The sequence below is a fragment of the Bacillus sp. FSL K6-1012 genome (genome assembly GCF_037964915.1).
GTDB lineage: Bacteria > Bacillota > Bacilli > Bacillales > Bacillaceae > Bacillus > Bacillus halotolerans.
In genome coordinates this window covers 4260979-4277638 of record NZ_CP150175.1, presented here as the reverse complement: position 1 = coordinate 4277638, position 16660 = coordinate 4260979, and the positions used below count along the sequence as shown (strand labels likewise).

Below are 16660 nucleotides of genomic sequence, written 5' to 3'. Positions count from 1 at the left end.
CTTCCGGCACGTCCCTCCTTTTCTAAGAAAATAACGTCTTTTCCTGTTATAGAACACAAAAAAAGAGCAAATGGCGGTAACCATTCGTACACATTAAATGTTGAGAACATATAATATAGTAGATAAATAGCTTTTCGACAAATTTCACAACTTGTGGACAACTTTCTACACATGCTGTGTGAAATCAATCCACATCTTATCCACAGTTTGTGGATAAAGAGTGAAAGCAAGATTAGTAATCAAGAGTTAAAACACAAATATAATACCAAATTAAACGAGAGCTTGCAATGGCTGTCACAATCTTATCCACAAAGCGGACAACCTGTTGAAAAAAAATTGTCCACAGGAGTTGGCAGTGTGAAAATGTTGTCGATAACCTTTGTGGATATTGAAAAAAGGGAAAAAAGATATCCACATCATGAATTTTCAGCTCATAATGGTCATTTGAATCTGACTTTTTTTCGTTAAATTCAGGAATCTGAAAAAATAAGGTTTCGAAAGTCGAGAAGGTATGGTATCCTATTATGGTTGCAAGAAACAAAAGCACTAGTGAAGTTGACAATGAATAGGTAACGCAAATATAATAAGTAAGACTGTCTTTAACAGCTATTCCTCGAGGGAGGTGTCATAAATGAAAAGAACATTCCAACCGAATAACCGTAAACGCAGTAAAGTTCATGGCTTCAGAAGCCGTATGAGTTCAAAAAACGGTCGTCTAGTTTTAGCGCGCCGTCGCCGCAAAGGCAGAAAAGTATTATCAGCTTAGGCCACTGAATAATGTCAGTGGTCTTTTTTCACTTTAAGGGAAAAGATATATGTGATGTGTATGAGCAGGGGGATCTCCCCTGTCTCTGCGCATCTCATTTTCAAATAAAATTAAAAGTTTCTGCCAGCCAGTATCGGAGTGAGTCAATTTGAAGAAGCGAAATCGTTTAAAGAAAAATGAAGATTTTCAAAAAGTGTTCAAGCATGGCACATCAGTAGCGAATCGCCAGTTTGTCTTATATACGCTTGATCAGCCTGAAAACGATGAGCTGCGCGTTGGTCTTTCCGTCAGCAAAAAAATTGGCAATGCAGTAATGCGAAATCGGATAAAACGTTTGATCCGGCAAGCTTTTCTAGAAGAGAGAGACAGACTGAAGCAAAAGGATTACATTATTATCGCCAGAAAACCAGCAAGTCAGCTGACATTTGAGGAAACGAAAAAAAGTCTGCAGCATTTATTCAGGAAGGCCTCATTATATAAGAAAACTTCGTCAAAAAAGTAGATGCCACTGCTTTCTTAAAACTTTTAAAAGCGCTTCCTTTCTGGTTGATCAGAAAAAGACACCATTTAAAACTGAAAGATGCTAAAATACATACAAGTATGTTTTGTAATAAGAGAGTGTAAAGAATGATTATAGGAGGAAATGTTGTTGAAAAGGAGAATATGGTTGCTATTAAGTATGGTCGGCGTATTCATGCTATTGGCTGGATGCTCGAGTGTCAAAGAGCCGATCACTGCAGATAGTCCGCATTTTTGGGACAAGTACGTAGTATTTCCATTGTCTGAGCTCATTACGTATGTTGCGAAATTGACGGGAGACAACTATGGACTGTCAATTATTATTGTTACAATTTTAATCCGTTTATTAATTTTGCCGCTGATGATCAAGCAGCTGAGAAGCTCGAAAGCGATGCAGGCTTTACAGCCGGAAATGCAAAAGCTTAAAGAAAAATACAGCTCAAAGGATCAAAAAACGCAGCAAAAACTTCAGCAGGAAACAATGGCTTTATTTCAAAAGCATGGCGTCAACCCATTGGCAGGGTGTTTCCCGATTTTAATTCAAATGCCGATTTTAATTGGATTCTACCATGCGATCATGAGAACACAGGCGATTTCAGAGCACAGTTTCTTATGGTTTGACTTAGGAGAAAAAGATCCTTTCTATATTCTTCCGATTGTTGCCGGTGTTGCCACTTTCGTACAGCAAAAATTAATGATGGCGGGCAATGCGCAGCAAAATCCGCAAATGGCAATGATGCTTTGGATTATGCCGATTATGATCATTGTGTTTGCGATCAACTTCCCGGCGGCGCTTTCTCTTTATTGGGTAGTCGGTAACTTGTTTATGATTGCGCAAACTTTCCTCATTAAAGGGCCTGATATTAAAAAAGATCCTCAACCGCAAAAAGCCGGAGGAAAGAAAAAGTGAGGAATGTGACTGCTGCAGGGCGAAATGTCGATGAAGCAGTACAGTCCGGATTACGAGAACTGCAATTAACGAAGGATGAAGTTGAAATTACCGTTATTGAAGAGGGAAACAAAGGTTTTCTTGGTATATTCGGCAAAAAGCCGGCAATCGTGAAGCTGGCTGAAAAATTTGATCCGATTCAGGAAACAAAGATGTATCTTGAAAGAATTGCCGAATCCATTGCCGGAAAGTCTGATGTGACTGTAAAAGAAAGCAAAAAGGCAGTGAGTTTCCATATAACGGGTGAAAAAGCGGCATTGTTAATTGGAAAAAGAGGACAAACCTTAAATGCACTTCAAACTTTGACCCAGCTTGTCCTTAATCGTTATTCAAATCAGTATTTAAATGTGACGGTAGATGCAGAAAACTACCGTTTGAAAAGGAAAGAGACGCTGAGTCAGCTGGCTGTGAGACTGGCAGACCAGGTTTTGAAAACGAAAAAAGATGTTCATTTAGAACCGATGCCGTCCAGTGAAAGAAAAATCATTCATGATGCCCTTTCCAGATATGCAAATCAGCAGATCGAAACGTATTCAATGGGTGAAGGCGAAAATCGCCACCTCGTTATTTCCCAGAAAAGATAACATAAAACCGAAGTCCGGTAAAAATCGGAACTTCGGTTTTTTTGTATAGAAAAATCTATTTTTCCTTGTAATATCAAGCTTTTTCCGTTTAAGTTTTTCCTTTTTAGGTGTATCCTGTTGATAAAAAGGAAGTTCAGGAAATAAAATTAATTGTTATTCACATGTGGATAAGTTAAAGTAATAAGGGATGAATTTCTAAGTCTGTGGATAACACATCTTCCACTTCGAACCAAACTATGTTATCTTTTAGTTTTGGCATAATAAAATATTTTTTTATATAGATGAATGAGAGTATAGAAAAGAGAGGTGAACAACATGGATACAATTGCGGCCATTTCTACACCGATGGGAGAGGGTGCGATTGCTATTGTGCGGCTGAGCGGACCGGAAGCAATCCAGATCGCCGACAGAATGTATAAAGGGCCGAAAGGGAAAACGATCAGTTCGGTCGAATCACACACGATTCATTACGGCCATATTGTAGACAAACGTACGGATCGGGTCGTGGAGGAAGTAATGGTATCGGTGTTAAAAGCACCGAGAACTTTTACACGTGAAGATGTTATAGAAATAAACTGCCACGGGGGAATTGTGACAGTAAACCAAGTGCTCCAGCTCGCCTTAAGAGAGGGAGCGAGACTGGCGGAGCCTGGTGAATTCACGAAACGCGCGTTTTTAAATGGGCGAATCGACCTTTCACAGGCGGAAGCGGTGATGGACTTAATCAGAGCGAAAACGGATCGGGCAATGAACGTCGCTATGAATCAAATGGAAGGGCGTCTCTCTGCTTTGGTGCGCCGTTTACGCGATGATATTTTAGAAACGCTGGCCCATGTTGAGGTAAATATAGATTATCCGGAGTATGATGATGTAGAAGAAATGACACATCAGCTTTTAGTTGAAAAGGCAAGCTCCGTTAAAAAAGAAATTGAGGCGCTGCTGAGAACGTCTGAGCAGGGCAAAATTTTGCGGGAAGGTCTTTCTACTGTCATTATCGGCCGTCCGAATGTCGGAAAGTCTTCTCTTCTTAACAGCCTGGTTCATGAGGCAAAAGCTATTGTTACCGATATTCCGGGTACGACACGGGATGTGATTGAGGAATACGTAAATGTAAGAGGTGTTCCGCTTCGTCTTGTTGATACTGCAGGTATTCGTGAAACAGAGGATATTGTTGAACGAATAGGTGTTGAACGCTCTCGTCAGGTTCTGAAGGAAGCAGACCTGATTTTACTTGTGCTTAATTATAGTGAAGAGCTTTCTGAAGAAGACGTAAAGCTTTTTGAAGCCGTTGAGGGAATGGACGTCATCGTCATTATGAATAAGACTGACCTCGAGGCGAAAATTGACATAGAACGTGTACGCGAGCTGGCCAATGGACGTCCTGTTGTAACGACATCTCTTCTAAAAGAAGAAGGCGTTAATGATTTGGAGGAAGCGATTCAATCGCTGTTCTATACAGGTGCTATTGAAAGCGGAGATTTAACGTATGTCAGCAATACACGCCATATTTCAATTTTACAGGAAGCAAAACGCGCCATTGAAGACGCGCTTAGCGGCATCGAACAGGATGTCCCGATCGACATGGTGCAGATTGATCTTACAAGATGCTGGGAGCTTCTGGGCGAAATCATTGGAGACGCTGTCCATGAAAGCTTAATTGATCAGCTCTTTTCACAGTTCTGTTTAGGAAAATAAATAAAGGAGGAACTAGAATCATGGGGTATGAAGCAGGCCAATACGATGTGATAGTGATTGGCGCCGGGCATGCCGGTGTTGAGGCTGCCCTCGCATCAGCACGTCAAGGCGCCAAAACGCTTGTCTTGACCATCAACTTAGATATGGTTGCGTTTATGCCATGTAATCCGTCTGTCGGCGGCCCTGCAAAAGGGATTGTCGTCCGCGAAATTGACGCGCTTGGCGGAGAAATGGGCAGAAATATTGATAAAACGCATATTCAAATGAGAATGCTGAATACAGGAAAAGGTCCTGCTGTCCGTGCGCTGCGTGCGCAAGCAGATAAATTCCAATATCAGCATGAAATGAAAAATACGCTTGAAAAAGAACCAAACTTAACGCTGCTGCAAGGAATTGTAGAACGTCTGATCATTGAAGACGGCGAGTGCCGCGGTGTCATTACACAAACCGGTGCGAATTACCGCGCGAAAGCAGTTGTTATGACGACAGGAACATATTTGAGAGGACGTATCATTCTCGGTGATCTTTCTTACTCAAGCGGTCCGAACAACCAGCAGCCTTCTATTAAGCTTTCTGAGCATTTGGAAGAACTGGGCTTCGACCTTGTTCGTTTTAAAACAGGTACGCCGCCTCGCGTCAAAAGCGACACGATTGATTACAGCAAAACGGAAATTCAGCCTGGTGACGAAGTGCCTCGCGCTTTCTCATATGAAACAGTTGAATATATCACAGATCAGCTTCCTTGCTGGCTGACATATACGAGCCCTGAGACACATGAGATTATTGACAGCAACCTGCACCGTTCACCGATGTATTCCGGTATGATCAAAGGTACAGGTCCGAGATACTGCCCGTCAATTGAAGATAAAGTTGTTCGTTTTAATGATAAACCGCGTCATCAAATTTTCCTTGAGCCAGAAGGCAGAAATACGCAGGAAGTTTATGTTCAAGGTTTGTCTACCAGTCTTCCAGAGGACGTGCAGCAAAGAATGCTTGCAACGATTCCTGGTCTGGAAAACGTTCAAATGATGAGAGCCGGCTATGCGATTGAGTACGATGCGATTGTACCGACTCAGCTATGGCCGACGCTTGAAACGAAAAAAATTACCAATCTCTACACTGCCGGCCAAATTAACGGAACATCCGGTTATGAAGAAGCTGCAGGACAAGGGATTATGGCGGGAATCAATGCAGGACGAAAAGCGCTTGGAAAAGAAGAAGTGATTCTAAGCCGTTCTGACGCCTACATTGGTGTTCTCATTGATGACCTTGTGACAAAAGGAACAAATGAGCCATATCGTCTTTTGACATCTCGTGCTGAATACAGATTGCTTCTTCGCCATGACAATGCAGATCTGCGTCTGACAGAAATCGGCCACCGTATCGGATTAATTTCTGATGAGCGATTTGCGGCTTTTGAAAAGAAAAAAGCGGCGATCGAAGCGGAGAAAAAACGTCTGCATTCTGTGATTATCAAGCCGTCTCCAGAAAATCAAGAATATATCCGTTCTCTTGGCGGAAGCGAATTGAAAGATGGAGTACGCGGCACAGACTTGATGAAACGTCCTGAAATGAACTATGAAACTGTGACAAAACTTGCGCCGCCAGAAGTGCCGGTTCCGCAAGAAGTGGCAGAACAAGTAGAAATTCAAGTGAAATATGAAGGGTATATTGAAAAATCCCTTCAGCAAGTGGAAAAACTGAAGAAGATGGAAAACAAAAAAATCCCTGATCGAATTGATTATGACGCAATTAAGGGGATTGCAACCGAGGCTCGTCAAAAGCTGAAAAACGTACGGCCTTTGTCTGTTGCCCAAGCTTCCCGTATTTCCGGTGTGAATCCGGCAGACATTTCAATTCTATTGGTATATTTAGAGCAGGGCCGCATTGCGAAGATAGCCGAGTAGAAAGGATGACGGCATGAATATTGAAGAATTCACTTCTGGACTGGCGGAAAAAGGGATCTCCCTTTCTCCTCGTCAGCTGGAGCAATTTGAGCTGTATTACGATATGCTGGTTGAGTGGAATGAAAAAATCAATCTGACTTCGATTACAGAGAAAAAAGAAGTGTATCTGAAGCATTTTTATGATTCCATTACAGCTGCATTTTATGTCGACTTCAATCAGATGAATACGATTTGTGATGTCGGAGCGGGAGCGGGTTTTCCGAGTCTGCCGATTAAAATATGTTTTCCGCACCTTCATGTCACAATCGTAGATTCACTAAACAAACGAATAACGTTTTTAGAAAAGCTGTCTGAAGCTTTACAATTGGAGAATACGACATTTTGCCATGACAGAGCTGAAACATTCGGGCAACGGAAAGACGTAAGGGAAAGCTATGATATCGTGACAGCGCGAGCGGTTGCGAGACTATCTGTTTTAAGCGAGCTTTGTCTGCCTCTGGTTAAGAAAAACGGTTTATTTGTTGCTTTAAAAGCCGCATCTGCTGAAGAAGAATTAAATGCGGGAAAAAAAGCAATCACAACGCTTGGAGGAGAACTTGAGAATACCCATTCCTTTAAGCTGCCTATTGAAGAAAGCGATCGTAATATTATGGTGATACGCAAGATCAAAAATACACCTAAGAAGTATCCAAGAAAACCGGGAACTCCTAATAAATCGCCAATTGAAGGGTAATTTAGACAGCCTGATATGACAATACCATCATATTTTCTTCAAAATTAATGACGGTACAGCAGGAAAAACCATGAGAAAATAGAATTATAAAAATGGCAGTTTTTAAAGGTGGTGTAGGTACATGAAGCATTCATTCTCTCGTTTCTTCGGGCTTGGTGAGAAGGAACAGGAACCGGAGATTGCTGAACATGAGACAAACAAAGAAGAGATTCTGGAAATACCGGTAAATGCTATCGTTCCCAACCGTTTTCAGCCACGCACCATTTTCTCAGATGAAAAAATCAAAGAGTTAGCAATGACCATTCATACACACGGCATTATTCAGCCGATTGTTGTCAGGCATACAGAAGAAGAAGGCCAATACGAACTCATTGCAGGTGAAAGACGCTGGAGAGCGGTGCAATCGCTCGAGTGGGAAAAGATTCCGGCCATTATTAAGGATTTTTCCGACACGGAAACCGCTTCAGTGGCGTTAATTGAAAATTTGCAACGTGAGGAATTGTCTTCGATTGAGGAAGCGCATGCCTACGCAAGGCTCCTTGAGCTTCATGATTTAACACAGGAAGCACTGGCGCAGCGTTTAGGAAAAGGGCAGTCAACGATTGCGAACAAACTGCGGCTATTAAAGCTGCCTCAGCCGGTTCAAGACGCAATCATGGAGAAGAAAATCACAGAGCGTCATGCCAGAGCGCTGATTCCCCTGAAACAGCCTGAGCTCCAAGTCACACTGCTCACAGAGATAATTGAGAAAAGCTTAAATGTAAAGCAGACAGAAGACCGCGTGGTTAAAATGCTGGAGCAAGGCCAGAGAAAACCAAAGCCTAGACGCAAAGCGTTCAGCAGGGATACTAGAATTGCAATGAACACGATTCGCCAGTCACTGTCAATGGTTGAAGACAGCGGCGTAAAATTGAATACTGAAGAAGAGGAATTTGAAGAATATATTCAATTGACGATTCGCATACCAAAATAAAAGCTCTCCTGCTGTCCAGGAGAGCTTTTTCGCTAAAAGGGAATTAATTACTTTTAGTTACAATTGTTATATTGGAATTCTTTTCTTTGAGCTTGTGGATAAATTCTTCCGTGTCTTGTGGAGAAATGACTGCATGTCCCCAGCCTCCCCGATAATAAATCGTAATCGCACGCCGTGAGCCAATAAGCCGAAAACCTGACCACAGCTTCTTTTGTTGAATCACTTTGTCGATTTTTTCGTAAGGAATTTGATGTTTGATCAATCCGGCTCTAATGATCAAACGGTGCTCCTTCAATACATATTTCAGATCAATGAAACTCCAAATGATGAGCACGTTGAAAAGAGTCAGCAGAACAAAAATGATCCAGCCGGATATCCTCATATGTCCCAGCACAAAAGGAACTATGGCATCTGCTTGTATCAGTAATATGAGAAACACAATCATAAGAGTAACGGGTGCATCTCTTTTTGTTTTGTAAACCATATGATCACCGTCCTGTTTGTACTTTCTGCACTGTAACTTCTTCTTTTTTTCTATTAGAAATCCCTTTTTTAAGTCAAAAAAACATATCAGTTTTAGAATTTATAAGAGAAAGCAATAAAGCGCTGATTAAATTTTTCAAATATTCCCTTCTGATAAAAAACAAAATGATGAAAAAAGTGAAACGCTTTAATCTTTTTTTGATAAAATAGAAACATGACAGTACATGTTCATGTGAAAGTAGGTGACATCGTGGGAAAAATCATAGCAATTACGAACCAAAAAGGCGGAGTCGGAAAAACAACGACGTCTGTCAACCTTGGAGCATGCTTAGCTTACATAGGGAAAAGGGTTCTGCTGGTAGATATTGATCCGCAGGGGAATGCAACGAGCGGATTGGGGATTGAAAAAGCCGATGTAGATCAGTGTGTGTACGATATTTTAGTAGATGATGCAGATGTAATAGATATTATTAAAGCAACTTCAGTAGAGAATTTGGATGTGATTCCTGCGACGATACAGCTTGCAGGAGCTGAGATCGAGCTGGTTCCGACAATTTCAAGAGAAGTGAGACTTAAGAGAGCGCTTGAAGCAGTGAAGCAGAATTATGATTATATTATTATTGATTGTCCTCCATCATTGGGATTGCTGACAATTAACGCGTTGACTGCTTCAGATTCAGTTGTCATTCCTGTACAGTGCGAATATTATGCCTTGGAGGGACTGAGCCAATTATTAAATACAGTACGTCTTGTGCAAAAGCATTTGAATACGGATTTAATGATTGAAGGCGTATTGCTGACGATGCTTGATGCCCGGACAAATCTTGGCATTCAAGTGATTGAAGAGGTAAAAAAATACTTTAGAGATAAAGTATATCAGACTGTTATTCCGCGTAATGTCCGTCTGAGTGAGGCACCGAGTCACGGTAAACCCATCATTTTATACGATCCGCGGTCAAGAGGTGCGGAAGTATATTTAGATTTAGCAAAGGAAGTGGCTGCGAATGGCTAAAGGCCTTGGAAAAGGGATTAATGCGTTGTTTAATCAGGTTGATTTGTCTGAAGAGACAGTTGAGGAAATCAAAGTTACCGATTTACGCCCTAATCCTTATCAGCCAAGAAAACACTTTGACGACGAAGCTCTAGCTGAGCTCAAGGAATCTGTGCTGCAGCATGGCATTCTCCAGCCGCTTATCGTCAGAAAATCTTTAAAAGGCTATGATATCGTTGCGGGTGAACGGCGCTTTCGGGCGGCAAAGCTTGCAGGTTTAGAAACAGTTCCAGCGATTGTCCGTCAATTATCAGAGGCGTTAATGAGAGAAATTGCTTTACTGGAAAACCTTCAGCGTGAGGATTTATCACCGCTGGAAGAGGCTCAGGCTTATGACTCTTTGCTCAAACACTTAGATGTCACGCAAGAGCAGCTTGCAAAACGTCTCGGAAAAAGCAGGCCGCATATTGCCAACCATTTAAGATTGCTGACACTGCCTGAGAACATTCAGCAGCTGATTGCGGAAGGCACGCTCTCTATGGGGCATGGCCGCACACTTCTTGGTTTGAAAAATAAAAACAAGCTTGAACCGCTTGTGCAAAAAGTGATTGCAGAACAGCTTAACGTTCGCCAGCTTGAGCAGCTGATTCAGCAATTAAATCAGAATGTTCCACGTGAAACAAAGAAAAAAGAGCCTGTAAAAGATGCGATTATCAAAGAACGAGAATCGTATCTCCAAAATTATTTTGGTACAACAGTAAATATTAAGAGACAAAAGAAAAAAGGCAAAATCGAAATTGAGTTTTTCTCCAACGAGGATCTTGAACGGATCTTAGAGCTCTTATCAGAACGAGAATCGTAAATGAAAGAAAACCATCTCTATTGAAGATGGTTTTTTGTTTTATAATCGTCCTGTGAGTCTTTGCAGCGGACTAAGCCGTTCCTGCCTCCACTCTGTTCGATCTGTTAAACTCAGTCCTTCAGCAAGAACATTTGCCATATTCATGACCAAGTGAAGCCTTGTATTTTGTAAAACAAAGTACTCCATGAAACCGCTAACATTTACAATTCCATTCACATGGAGATCTCCTACCTCAGGAAGATCCTTCTGTACACCGGCACCAGGCTTTAGTGGGCCATCTCCGATCTGGAATGAACCTACGCTTTTCACACGCCCTAAGCATGCATCCACTGCCACAATAAATGGGTTTTTATGTAATTTGTGAATTTCCATCAATTTGTCCTTCATGTTTACAGCGTGCACAGGATCAGACAGAGTGCCGTAGACGTGGAATCTTGTGAGCTGCATCTGTTTGAGTTTCATTCCTACGAGCGGGCCTAATGAGTCACCAGTTGAACGGTCTGTTCCGATACAAACCACAACAATCGGTCTGCCGGCAGCTTTACGTAAGGATGAAGAAAGAATCGTTTGTATTTGTTTTGCTGCAGCTGTATCTGTATGTGAAACATATTGCTTTACTCGTTCCTGAGAAGAAAAAAGCCCGCCTTTTCGATTCATAGGTTTCACTTCCTTGTTAGATATCGGAATTGCTAGGGATGTGTTTTTTTGGTATGTAAGGTTGTTTACATTATATCCAGCAGTTAGGTTTTTTATGCTTTCTGTCTGTTTACGGATTTTTGGATACAAAGAGGAAAAGATAGAGGTTATTTACAAGTATTGTGCCGCAGCGCTTCAGGTGAAGCAAGATATGGTCTGCTGTTTTGGTAATGGAGGAATCATTAATATGCTTGGAACACCTAATGGAGTTTACGATAAGATCGGAATAACTGAATGATTGAACATGATATCTTGGTGAAGAGCGTATAAAGGAATGGTAGGAAAGTGAAGGATGGGATTTTGTATTTTGACTGCCTGTTTAGGTGGTCTTTTTTTACGAGTATTTTGTATGATATTTTCACATTCAACCATTATTTTTTGTTTTCCTATGAAAATAGGCATTTTTATTATTAGCGCTCTATATAGTAACAATAACGGAAACAAGCTGAACTCTGTACTTATGAGGTGATAATGTTGTGGAGAGCCGGAATGAGGTGGATGCTGCTTATATTAGGCAGCCTGATCGGCGCCGGATATGCAAGCGGTCAGGAGATATGGCAGTTTTTTGGCGCAGAAAGCGGACTGGCTATTGTGCTGTTTACAGTGATGTTCATTTTCTCGTCTTATATTGTGATGAAAATCAGTTTTAAGGTTCAATCCACTCACTTTCTTCCGGTTCTTGAACATTTAATGGGACCGTGGCTGGCGAAAATTTATGATATTCTCATTGTCTTTTATTTATTTTCTACAACCATGGTGATGATCGCCGGAGGCGGAGTGACGCTGCAAATGTACAAGCTCCCTTTTTGGTGGGGAATTGCGCTGCTTTGCATCGTGACGGTGGGGTTGTTTTTCTGGGATGTGAAAGGGATTTTATCTGTGAATGGCATTTTAATTCCTATTTTAGTTGCCGGGCTGATGTATGCGTTATTTTCATTTCAGAGCACTCATCACCATACGTGGACGATAGATTTGAGCCGGCAGTATAACTGGCCTGCCAGCATTACGTTTACTTCTTTAAATATTCTTTCGGTTGTCGCGATTTTATCGTCTGTCGGGAAAGAAATGAAAGGGCTGGGGGAAGCTAAAATCGCCAGTGTGGCCAGCGGTCTTATTTTTGGCGTGATCTCTTTTGTATATAATGAAACGTTGGTAGAACTGGCTGGTTCCCTTTCTCAATTTGAAATTCCGCTGTTTGCCATTCTGGAGGGTGCCCCTTATCTTCTTTTTTTATGTATGACTGCGGTGCTGTGCCTTGCGATATATACGACGACGGTGGCTGGTTTATTTGGATTATCCAGCCGGCTGATGGCTTTTCTTCACATGCCTAGATGGATGATCGTATTGATTCTGTTAGTGTTGATGGTGCCTTTTACTTCTTTCGGTTTTTCCGATTTAATCGCTTTTTTATATCCTATTTATGGAATGCTGAATCTTTATCTATTAGTTTGTTTGCTGTTATACCCTATTTTAAGTAAATGGAAATAAGAGGATTCCCTTCTTTTTGGGTATGATGATTGCTCTAATGATCAGTTTTTTTGTACAATAGATTCAGCAGTTTACGAAGAGAGGTGAAGGGTCTTGGCGGATAAAGACTTTGGCCTGAATGATATTGTAGAAATGAAGAAAACGCACCCATGCGGAGCAAACAGATGGAAAATTATACGTATGGGAATGGATATTCGGATTAAATGTGAGGGTTGCTCTCACAGCGTAATGATTCCGAGGAAAGAATTTGAAAGAAAAGTAAAAAAAGTACTGGTCAAGCATGAGGAGCCTACTTCATAAAAAGGCTGACACTCATGCTTTTTCATATAGAAGGTAAGGAGAAGACGGTGATGAGTAAAGTGCATCAGTCAGCATGCCCTCTGAATTGCTGGGACAGCTGCGGTTTTGTGGTGACTGTTGATGACGGAAAGGTAACAAAAGTGGACGGAGATCCAAACCATCCGATTACGGAAGGGAAAATCTGCGGCCGCGGCAGAATGCTAGAGACGAAAACAAACTCGCCTGATCGGCTTCGCTATCCGATGAAGAAACAAAATGGCGAGTTTGTGCGGATTTCCTGGAAGCAGGCTCTTGATGAAATTGCCGATAAACTTCGGGACATTAAGGAGACGTCAGAAACAACAGCAGTTTTGCACAGCCATGATTACGCCAATAACGGTTTGTTAAAAGCGCTAGATCAGCGTTTTTTTAATGCGTATGGCGGTGTGACAGAGATTGTCGGAAGCATTTGCTGGGGCTCTGGTATAGAGGCGCAAAGCTGGGATTTCGGCCGGTCGTATGGGCACGGGCCGCTTGATATTTACAACAGCAAACACGTCGTTGTGTGGGGCAGAAATGTATCAAGGACAAATATGCACCTTTATCACCATTTGCAGCAGGTAAAGAAAAAGGGCGCAACGCTGACGGTGATTGATCCGATTTTTAATCCGACTGCAAAACTGGCTGACCGTTATATTTCTGTAAAGCCGGGAATGGATGGCTGGCTTGCCGCGGCTGTTTTGAAGGTTCTGATTGAGACGGGAAGAACGGATGAGGATTTTATTTCTCAGCATTCTGTCGGGTTTGATGATGTAAAAGAGCTTTTGAGCACGGTTTCTCTCGAGGAGTTTACTGCGAAAACAGAAACTACGATGGAAGAGCTGGAGTTTCTTGCAGGTCTGTATGCGGATGGTCCGGTGTCTACTTTTATGGGGCTTGGTATGCAGCGGTATAAAAATGGCGGCGGGACGATTCGCTGGATTGATGCGCTTGTTGCGGCAAGCGGAAACGTTGGGATTAAAGGCGGCGGCGCAAATTTTGGCAATGTCCAGATTGGTGAAAGTTTTGCAAAAACGAAGCTGACGCTGCCGGAATTAAAAACGACATCACGTTCTTTTTCAATGATGACACAGGCTGAAGAGGTTTTAACCGCTGATGATCCTGCGATCGAGATGATTATCGTGACATGCGGGAACCCGCTGACTCAGGTGCCAAACACAAATAAAGTAAGACAGGCGTTTGAAAAGGTTCCGGTGACAGTAGCGATTGATTCCATCATGACCGATACGGCAAAGCTGTGCGACTATGTTTTGCCGACTGCCACTGTTTTTGAAGAAGAGGATATTTATTATTCCAGTATGTACCATCATTATGTTCAGTATGGGAAGAAGCTGGTGGAACCGCAGGGCGAAGCGAAGTCAGACAGATGGATATGGTCAGAGCTTGCAAAGCGCCTTGGATTTGGAGAGCTTTTTGAACACAGTACTGAAGAACTTTTGGAGATGGGGCTTTCTTCATTGGAGGCAGACGGTGTAACGCTTGAGCACTTGAAAGAAAAAGGCCATCTGCCGCTTCCGGTTAAACAGGTGCCGTGGGAAGACTTTACGTTTCTGACGCCAAGCGGAAAATTTGAGTTTACCTCTTCTTTAGCTGAAGAAAAAGGATTTAGCGGTGCACTTCAATTGGAAGTGCCTGAGGAGTCTGTTTACCATAACGAAGAACTTGCCGAAAAATACCCTTACACGCTTTTGTCCATTCATCCGCAGCGCTCTAATCATTCACAGCATGTTCCGTTCATCGAGAAGCTTCAGCACATACAGGTCGATATTTCTTCAGATATAGCGGCTGAGCGGGATCTTCAGGATGGAGACGAGGTTGTCATTTTCAATGATCGTGGCCGTTTGAATGGTAAAGTTAAAGTGATGAAACAGGCTCATCCGAAGACGATAAATGTAGATGAAGGCATGTGGGCGGCTTTTGGCGGCTCCGTCAATACGCTGACAAATGATACAAATTCTGATAATGGAATGGGAAGTACGCTTTTTGACTGTTTAGTGGGCTTGAAAAAAGCATAATGAGAGGGTTCAGCAGGCTGAAAATGCTTTTTTGTCAGCTTGTCTTTTCCAGTGAACCTCCTTATAATTGCTCTAGGTTCAAAATACGTTAATGCAATGACGGTTTTATATAGAGGAGATGAAAGAATGGCTTTAACAGCTGGAATTGTCGGTTTGCCGAACGTCGGGAAATCAACATTATTTAACGCAATTACACAGGCCGGTGCCGAATCAGCCAACTACCCGTTCTGTACAATTGATCCGAACGTGGGAATTGTAGAAGTACCGGACGATCGTCTGCGAAAGCTGACTGAGCTGGTCAAACCGAAGAAGACTGTGCCGACTGCTTTTGAATTCACTGATATTGCAGGAATCGTAAAAGGTGCGTCAAAAGGAGAAGGTCTCGGTAACAAATTCCTTTCTCATATTCGCCAAGTTGACGCGATCTGCCACGTTGTCCGTGCTTTTTCTGATGATAATATTACACACGTTTCCGGTAAAGTTGATCCGATTGATGATATCGAAACGATCAATCTTGAGCTGATTCTCGCTGATATGGAAACAGTTGAAAAGAGGATTACACGTGTCAGCAAGCTTGCAAAGCAAAAAGATAAAGAGGCTGTGTTTGAGTTTGACATTTTGTCTAAACTGAAAGAAGCGTTTGAAAATGAAAAGCCTGCTCGTTCTGTTGAATTTACTGAAGAGCAGCAAAAGCTTGTAAAGCAGCTTCATTTGCTGACTTCAAAGCCTATTTTGTATGTTGCAAACGTAAGTGAAGAGGAAGTGGCTGATCCGTCTGGCAATGAATATGTAGCGAAGATTCGTGAATACGCTGCCGGCGAAAACGCAGAAGTCATCGTTGTTTGTGCGAAGATTGAATCCGAAATCGCTGAGCTTGAAGGCGATGAAAAGCAAATGTTCCTTGAAGAGCTGGGAATTGAAGAGTCAGGTCTTGATCAGCTGATTAAAGCATCTTACTCGCTGCTTGGGCTGGCAACATATTTCACAGCCGGTGAGCAGGAAGTCAGAGCTTGGACATTCAAAAAAGGCATGAAGGCCCCTGAATGCGCTGGAATTATTCATAGTGACTTTGAGCGCGGCTTCATTCGCGCTGAAACGGTTGCTTATGATGATCTTCTTGCGGGCGGCGGCATGGCAGGAGCGAAGGAAGCCGGAAAAGTCCGCCTTGAAGGAAAAGACTACGTGGTAAAAGACGGAGATGTTATTCATTTCCGATTTAATGTATAGGATGCAGTTGTAAAGGGACAAGAGCTTTGGTATAATATAAAATTGTGAGTAATAGAATTATTGCTCCTTGCCCATTACGGGCCGCTTAGTCCAAAAGGAGGTGCAAACAGATGAGAAAGTACGAAGTTATGTACATTATCCGCCCAAACATTGACGATGAGTCTAAAAAAGCAGTTATCGAGCGTTTCAGCAACGTTCTGACTTCTAACGGTGCGGAGATCACTGGAACAAAGGATTGGGGTAAACGTCGTCTAGCTTACGAAATCAACGATTTCCGCGACGGTTTCTACCAAATCGTAAACGTTCAAGCTGATGCTGCGGCAGTTCAAGAATTTGACCGTCTAGCTAAGATCAGTGACGATATCATTCGCCACATTGTTGTTAAAGAAGAAGAATAAGCAATTTTGAAATATATAATGGTAAAAGGTGGTCT

At 42.2% G+C, this 16660-nt stretch carries 17 protein-coding genes; 15 read left to right on the top strand and 2 right to left on the bottom strand.

Annotation, left to right across the window (positions count from 1 at the left end; genetic code table 11):
* The first annotated feature begins 631 nt into the window (after positions 1-631).
* From rpmH to noc, 8 genes are all read left to right on the top strand, one after another.
* The gene (rpmH, locus tag NSS75_RS22150; protein ID WP_003178075.1) at positions 632-766 is read left to right on the top strand and encodes a 50S ribosomal protein L34; all 135 of its coding nucleotides are present in this window, start codon (positions 632-634) and stop codon (positions 764-766) included.
* 148 nt (positions 767-914) lie between these two features.
* Positions 915-1268 (top strand): ribonuclease P protein component, encoded by a 354-nt coding sequence (gene rnpA / locus NSS75_RS22145; protein WP_024123579.1) that lies wholly within the window; start codon positions 915-917, stop codon positions 1266-1268.
* 141 nt (positions 1269-1409) lie between these two features.
* On the top strand, positions 1410-2195 hold the full coding sequence (spoIIIJ, locus tag NSS75_RS22140) for a YidC family membrane integrase SpoIIIJ (RefSeq protein ID WP_081638392.1): 786 nt from the start codon (positions 1410-1412) through the stop codon (positions 2193-2195).
* Positions 2192-2818, top strand: coding sequence for an RNA-binding cell elongation regulator Jag/EloR (gene jag, locus NSS75_RS22135; RefSeq protein WP_339235233.1), 627 nt, complete (start codon positions 2192-2194; stop codon positions 2816-2818). The genes spoIIIJ and jag overlap by 4 nt, the downstream gene beginning before the upstream one ends.
* Positions 2819-3133: 315 nt before the next feature.
* Positions 3134-4513, top strand: coding sequence for a tRNA uridine-5-carboxymethylaminomethyl(34) synthesis GTPase MnmE (gene mnmE / locus NSS75_RS22130; protein WP_024123577.1), 1380 nt, complete (start codon positions 3134-3136; stop codon positions 4511-4513).
* Positions 4514-4533: 20 nt separating this feature from the next.
* Positions 4534-6420, top strand: coding sequence for a tRNA uridine-5-carboxymethylaminomethyl(34) synthesis enzyme MnmG (gene mnmG / locus NSS75_RS22125; RefSeq protein ID WP_024123576.1), 1887 nt, complete (start codon positions 4534-4536; stop codon positions 6418-6420).
* Between the two features lie 13 nt (positions 6421-6433).
* Positions 6434-7153 carry a 16S rRNA (guanine(527)-N(7))-methyltransferase RsmG gene (gene rsmG / locus NSS75_RS22120; RefSeq protein ID WP_024123575.1) on the top strand — a complete coding sequence of 240 codons (720 nt, stop codon included), beginning with the start codon at positions 6434-6436 and terminating at the stop codon, positions 7151-7153.
* A gap of 121 nt (positions 7154-7274) precedes the next feature.
* On the top strand, positions 7275-8126 hold the full coding sequence (noc, locus tag NSS75_RS22115; RefSeq protein WP_003219249.1) for a nucleoid occlusion protein: 852 nt from the start codon (positions 7275-7277) through the stop codon (positions 8124-8126).
* 43 nt (positions 8127-8169) lie between these two features.
* Here noc and NSS75_RS22110 read toward each other — a convergent pair whose 3' ends face one another.
* Positions 8170-8610: a PH domain-containing protein gene (locus NSS75_RS22110; protein WP_024123574.1), complete on the bottom strand. Its 441-nt coding sequence runs from the start codon at positions 8608-8610 to the stop codon at positions 8170-8172.
* A gap of 249 nt (positions 8611-8859) precedes the next feature.
* Between NSS75_RS22110 and soj the strand changes: the two genes are divergently transcribed.
* Positions 8860-9621, top strand: coding sequence for a sporulation initiation inhibitor protein Soj (gene soj / locus NSS75_RS22105; RefSeq protein ID WP_010332665.1), 762 nt, complete (start codon positions 8860-8862; stop codon positions 9619-9621).
* Positions 9614-10462 (top strand): stage 0 sporulation protein Spo0J, encoded by an 849-nt coding sequence (gene spo0J, locus NSS75_RS22100; RefSeq protein WP_103672091.1) that lies wholly within the window; start codon positions 9614-9616, stop codon positions 10460-10462. The genes soj and spo0J overlap by 8 nt, the downstream gene beginning before the upstream one ends.
* Before the next feature lie 39 nt (positions 10463-10501).
* Here spo0J and yyaC read toward each other — a convergent pair whose 3' ends face one another.
* Positions 10502-11119 carry a spore protease YyaC gene (gene yyaC, locus NSS75_RS22095; RefSeq protein WP_044160286.1) on the bottom strand — a complete coding sequence of 206 codons (618 nt, stop codon included), beginning with the start codon at positions 11117-11119 and terminating at the stop codon, positions 10502-10504.
* 510 nt (positions 11120-11629) lie between these two features.
* Here yyaC and NSS75_RS22090 point away from each other — a divergent pair.
* The 5 genes from NSS75_RS22090 to rpsF all read left to right on the top strand — a co-directional run bounded on the left by NSS75_RS22090 (position 11630) and on the right by rpsF (position 16625).
* Complete coding sequence (locus NSS75_RS22090) at positions 11630-12646, top strand: hypothetical protein (protein ID WP_101865114.1); 1017 nt, start codon at positions 11630-11632, stop codon at positions 12644-12646.
* A gap of 93 nt (positions 12647-12739) precedes the next feature.
* Entirely contained in the window at positions 12740-12946 is a 207-nt protein-coding gene (locus NSS75_RS22085; RefSeq protein WP_101859623.1) for a DUF951 domain-containing protein, read from the top strand.
* A gap of 50 nt (positions 12947-12996) precedes the next feature.
* Positions 12997-15000: a molybdopterin-dependent oxidoreductase gene (locus tag NSS75_RS22080; protein ID WP_339235220.1), complete on the top strand. Its 2004-nt coding sequence runs from the start codon at positions 12997-12999 to the stop codon at positions 14998-15000.
* A gap of 126 nt (positions 15001-15126) precedes the next feature.
* Complete coding sequence (gene ychF / locus NSS75_RS22075; RefSeq protein ID WP_024123566.1) at positions 15127-16227, top strand: redox-regulated ATPase YchF; 1101 nt, start codon at positions 15127-15129, stop codon at positions 16225-16227.
* Between the two features lie 110 nt (positions 16228-16337).
* A complete protein-coding gene (gene rpsF, locus NSS75_RS22070; protein ID WP_010332658.1) occupies positions 16338-16625 on the top strand; it encodes a 30S ribosomal protein S6 in 288 nt (95 codons plus the stop codon).
* The last annotated feature ends 35 nt before the right edge of the window (positions 16626-16660 follow it).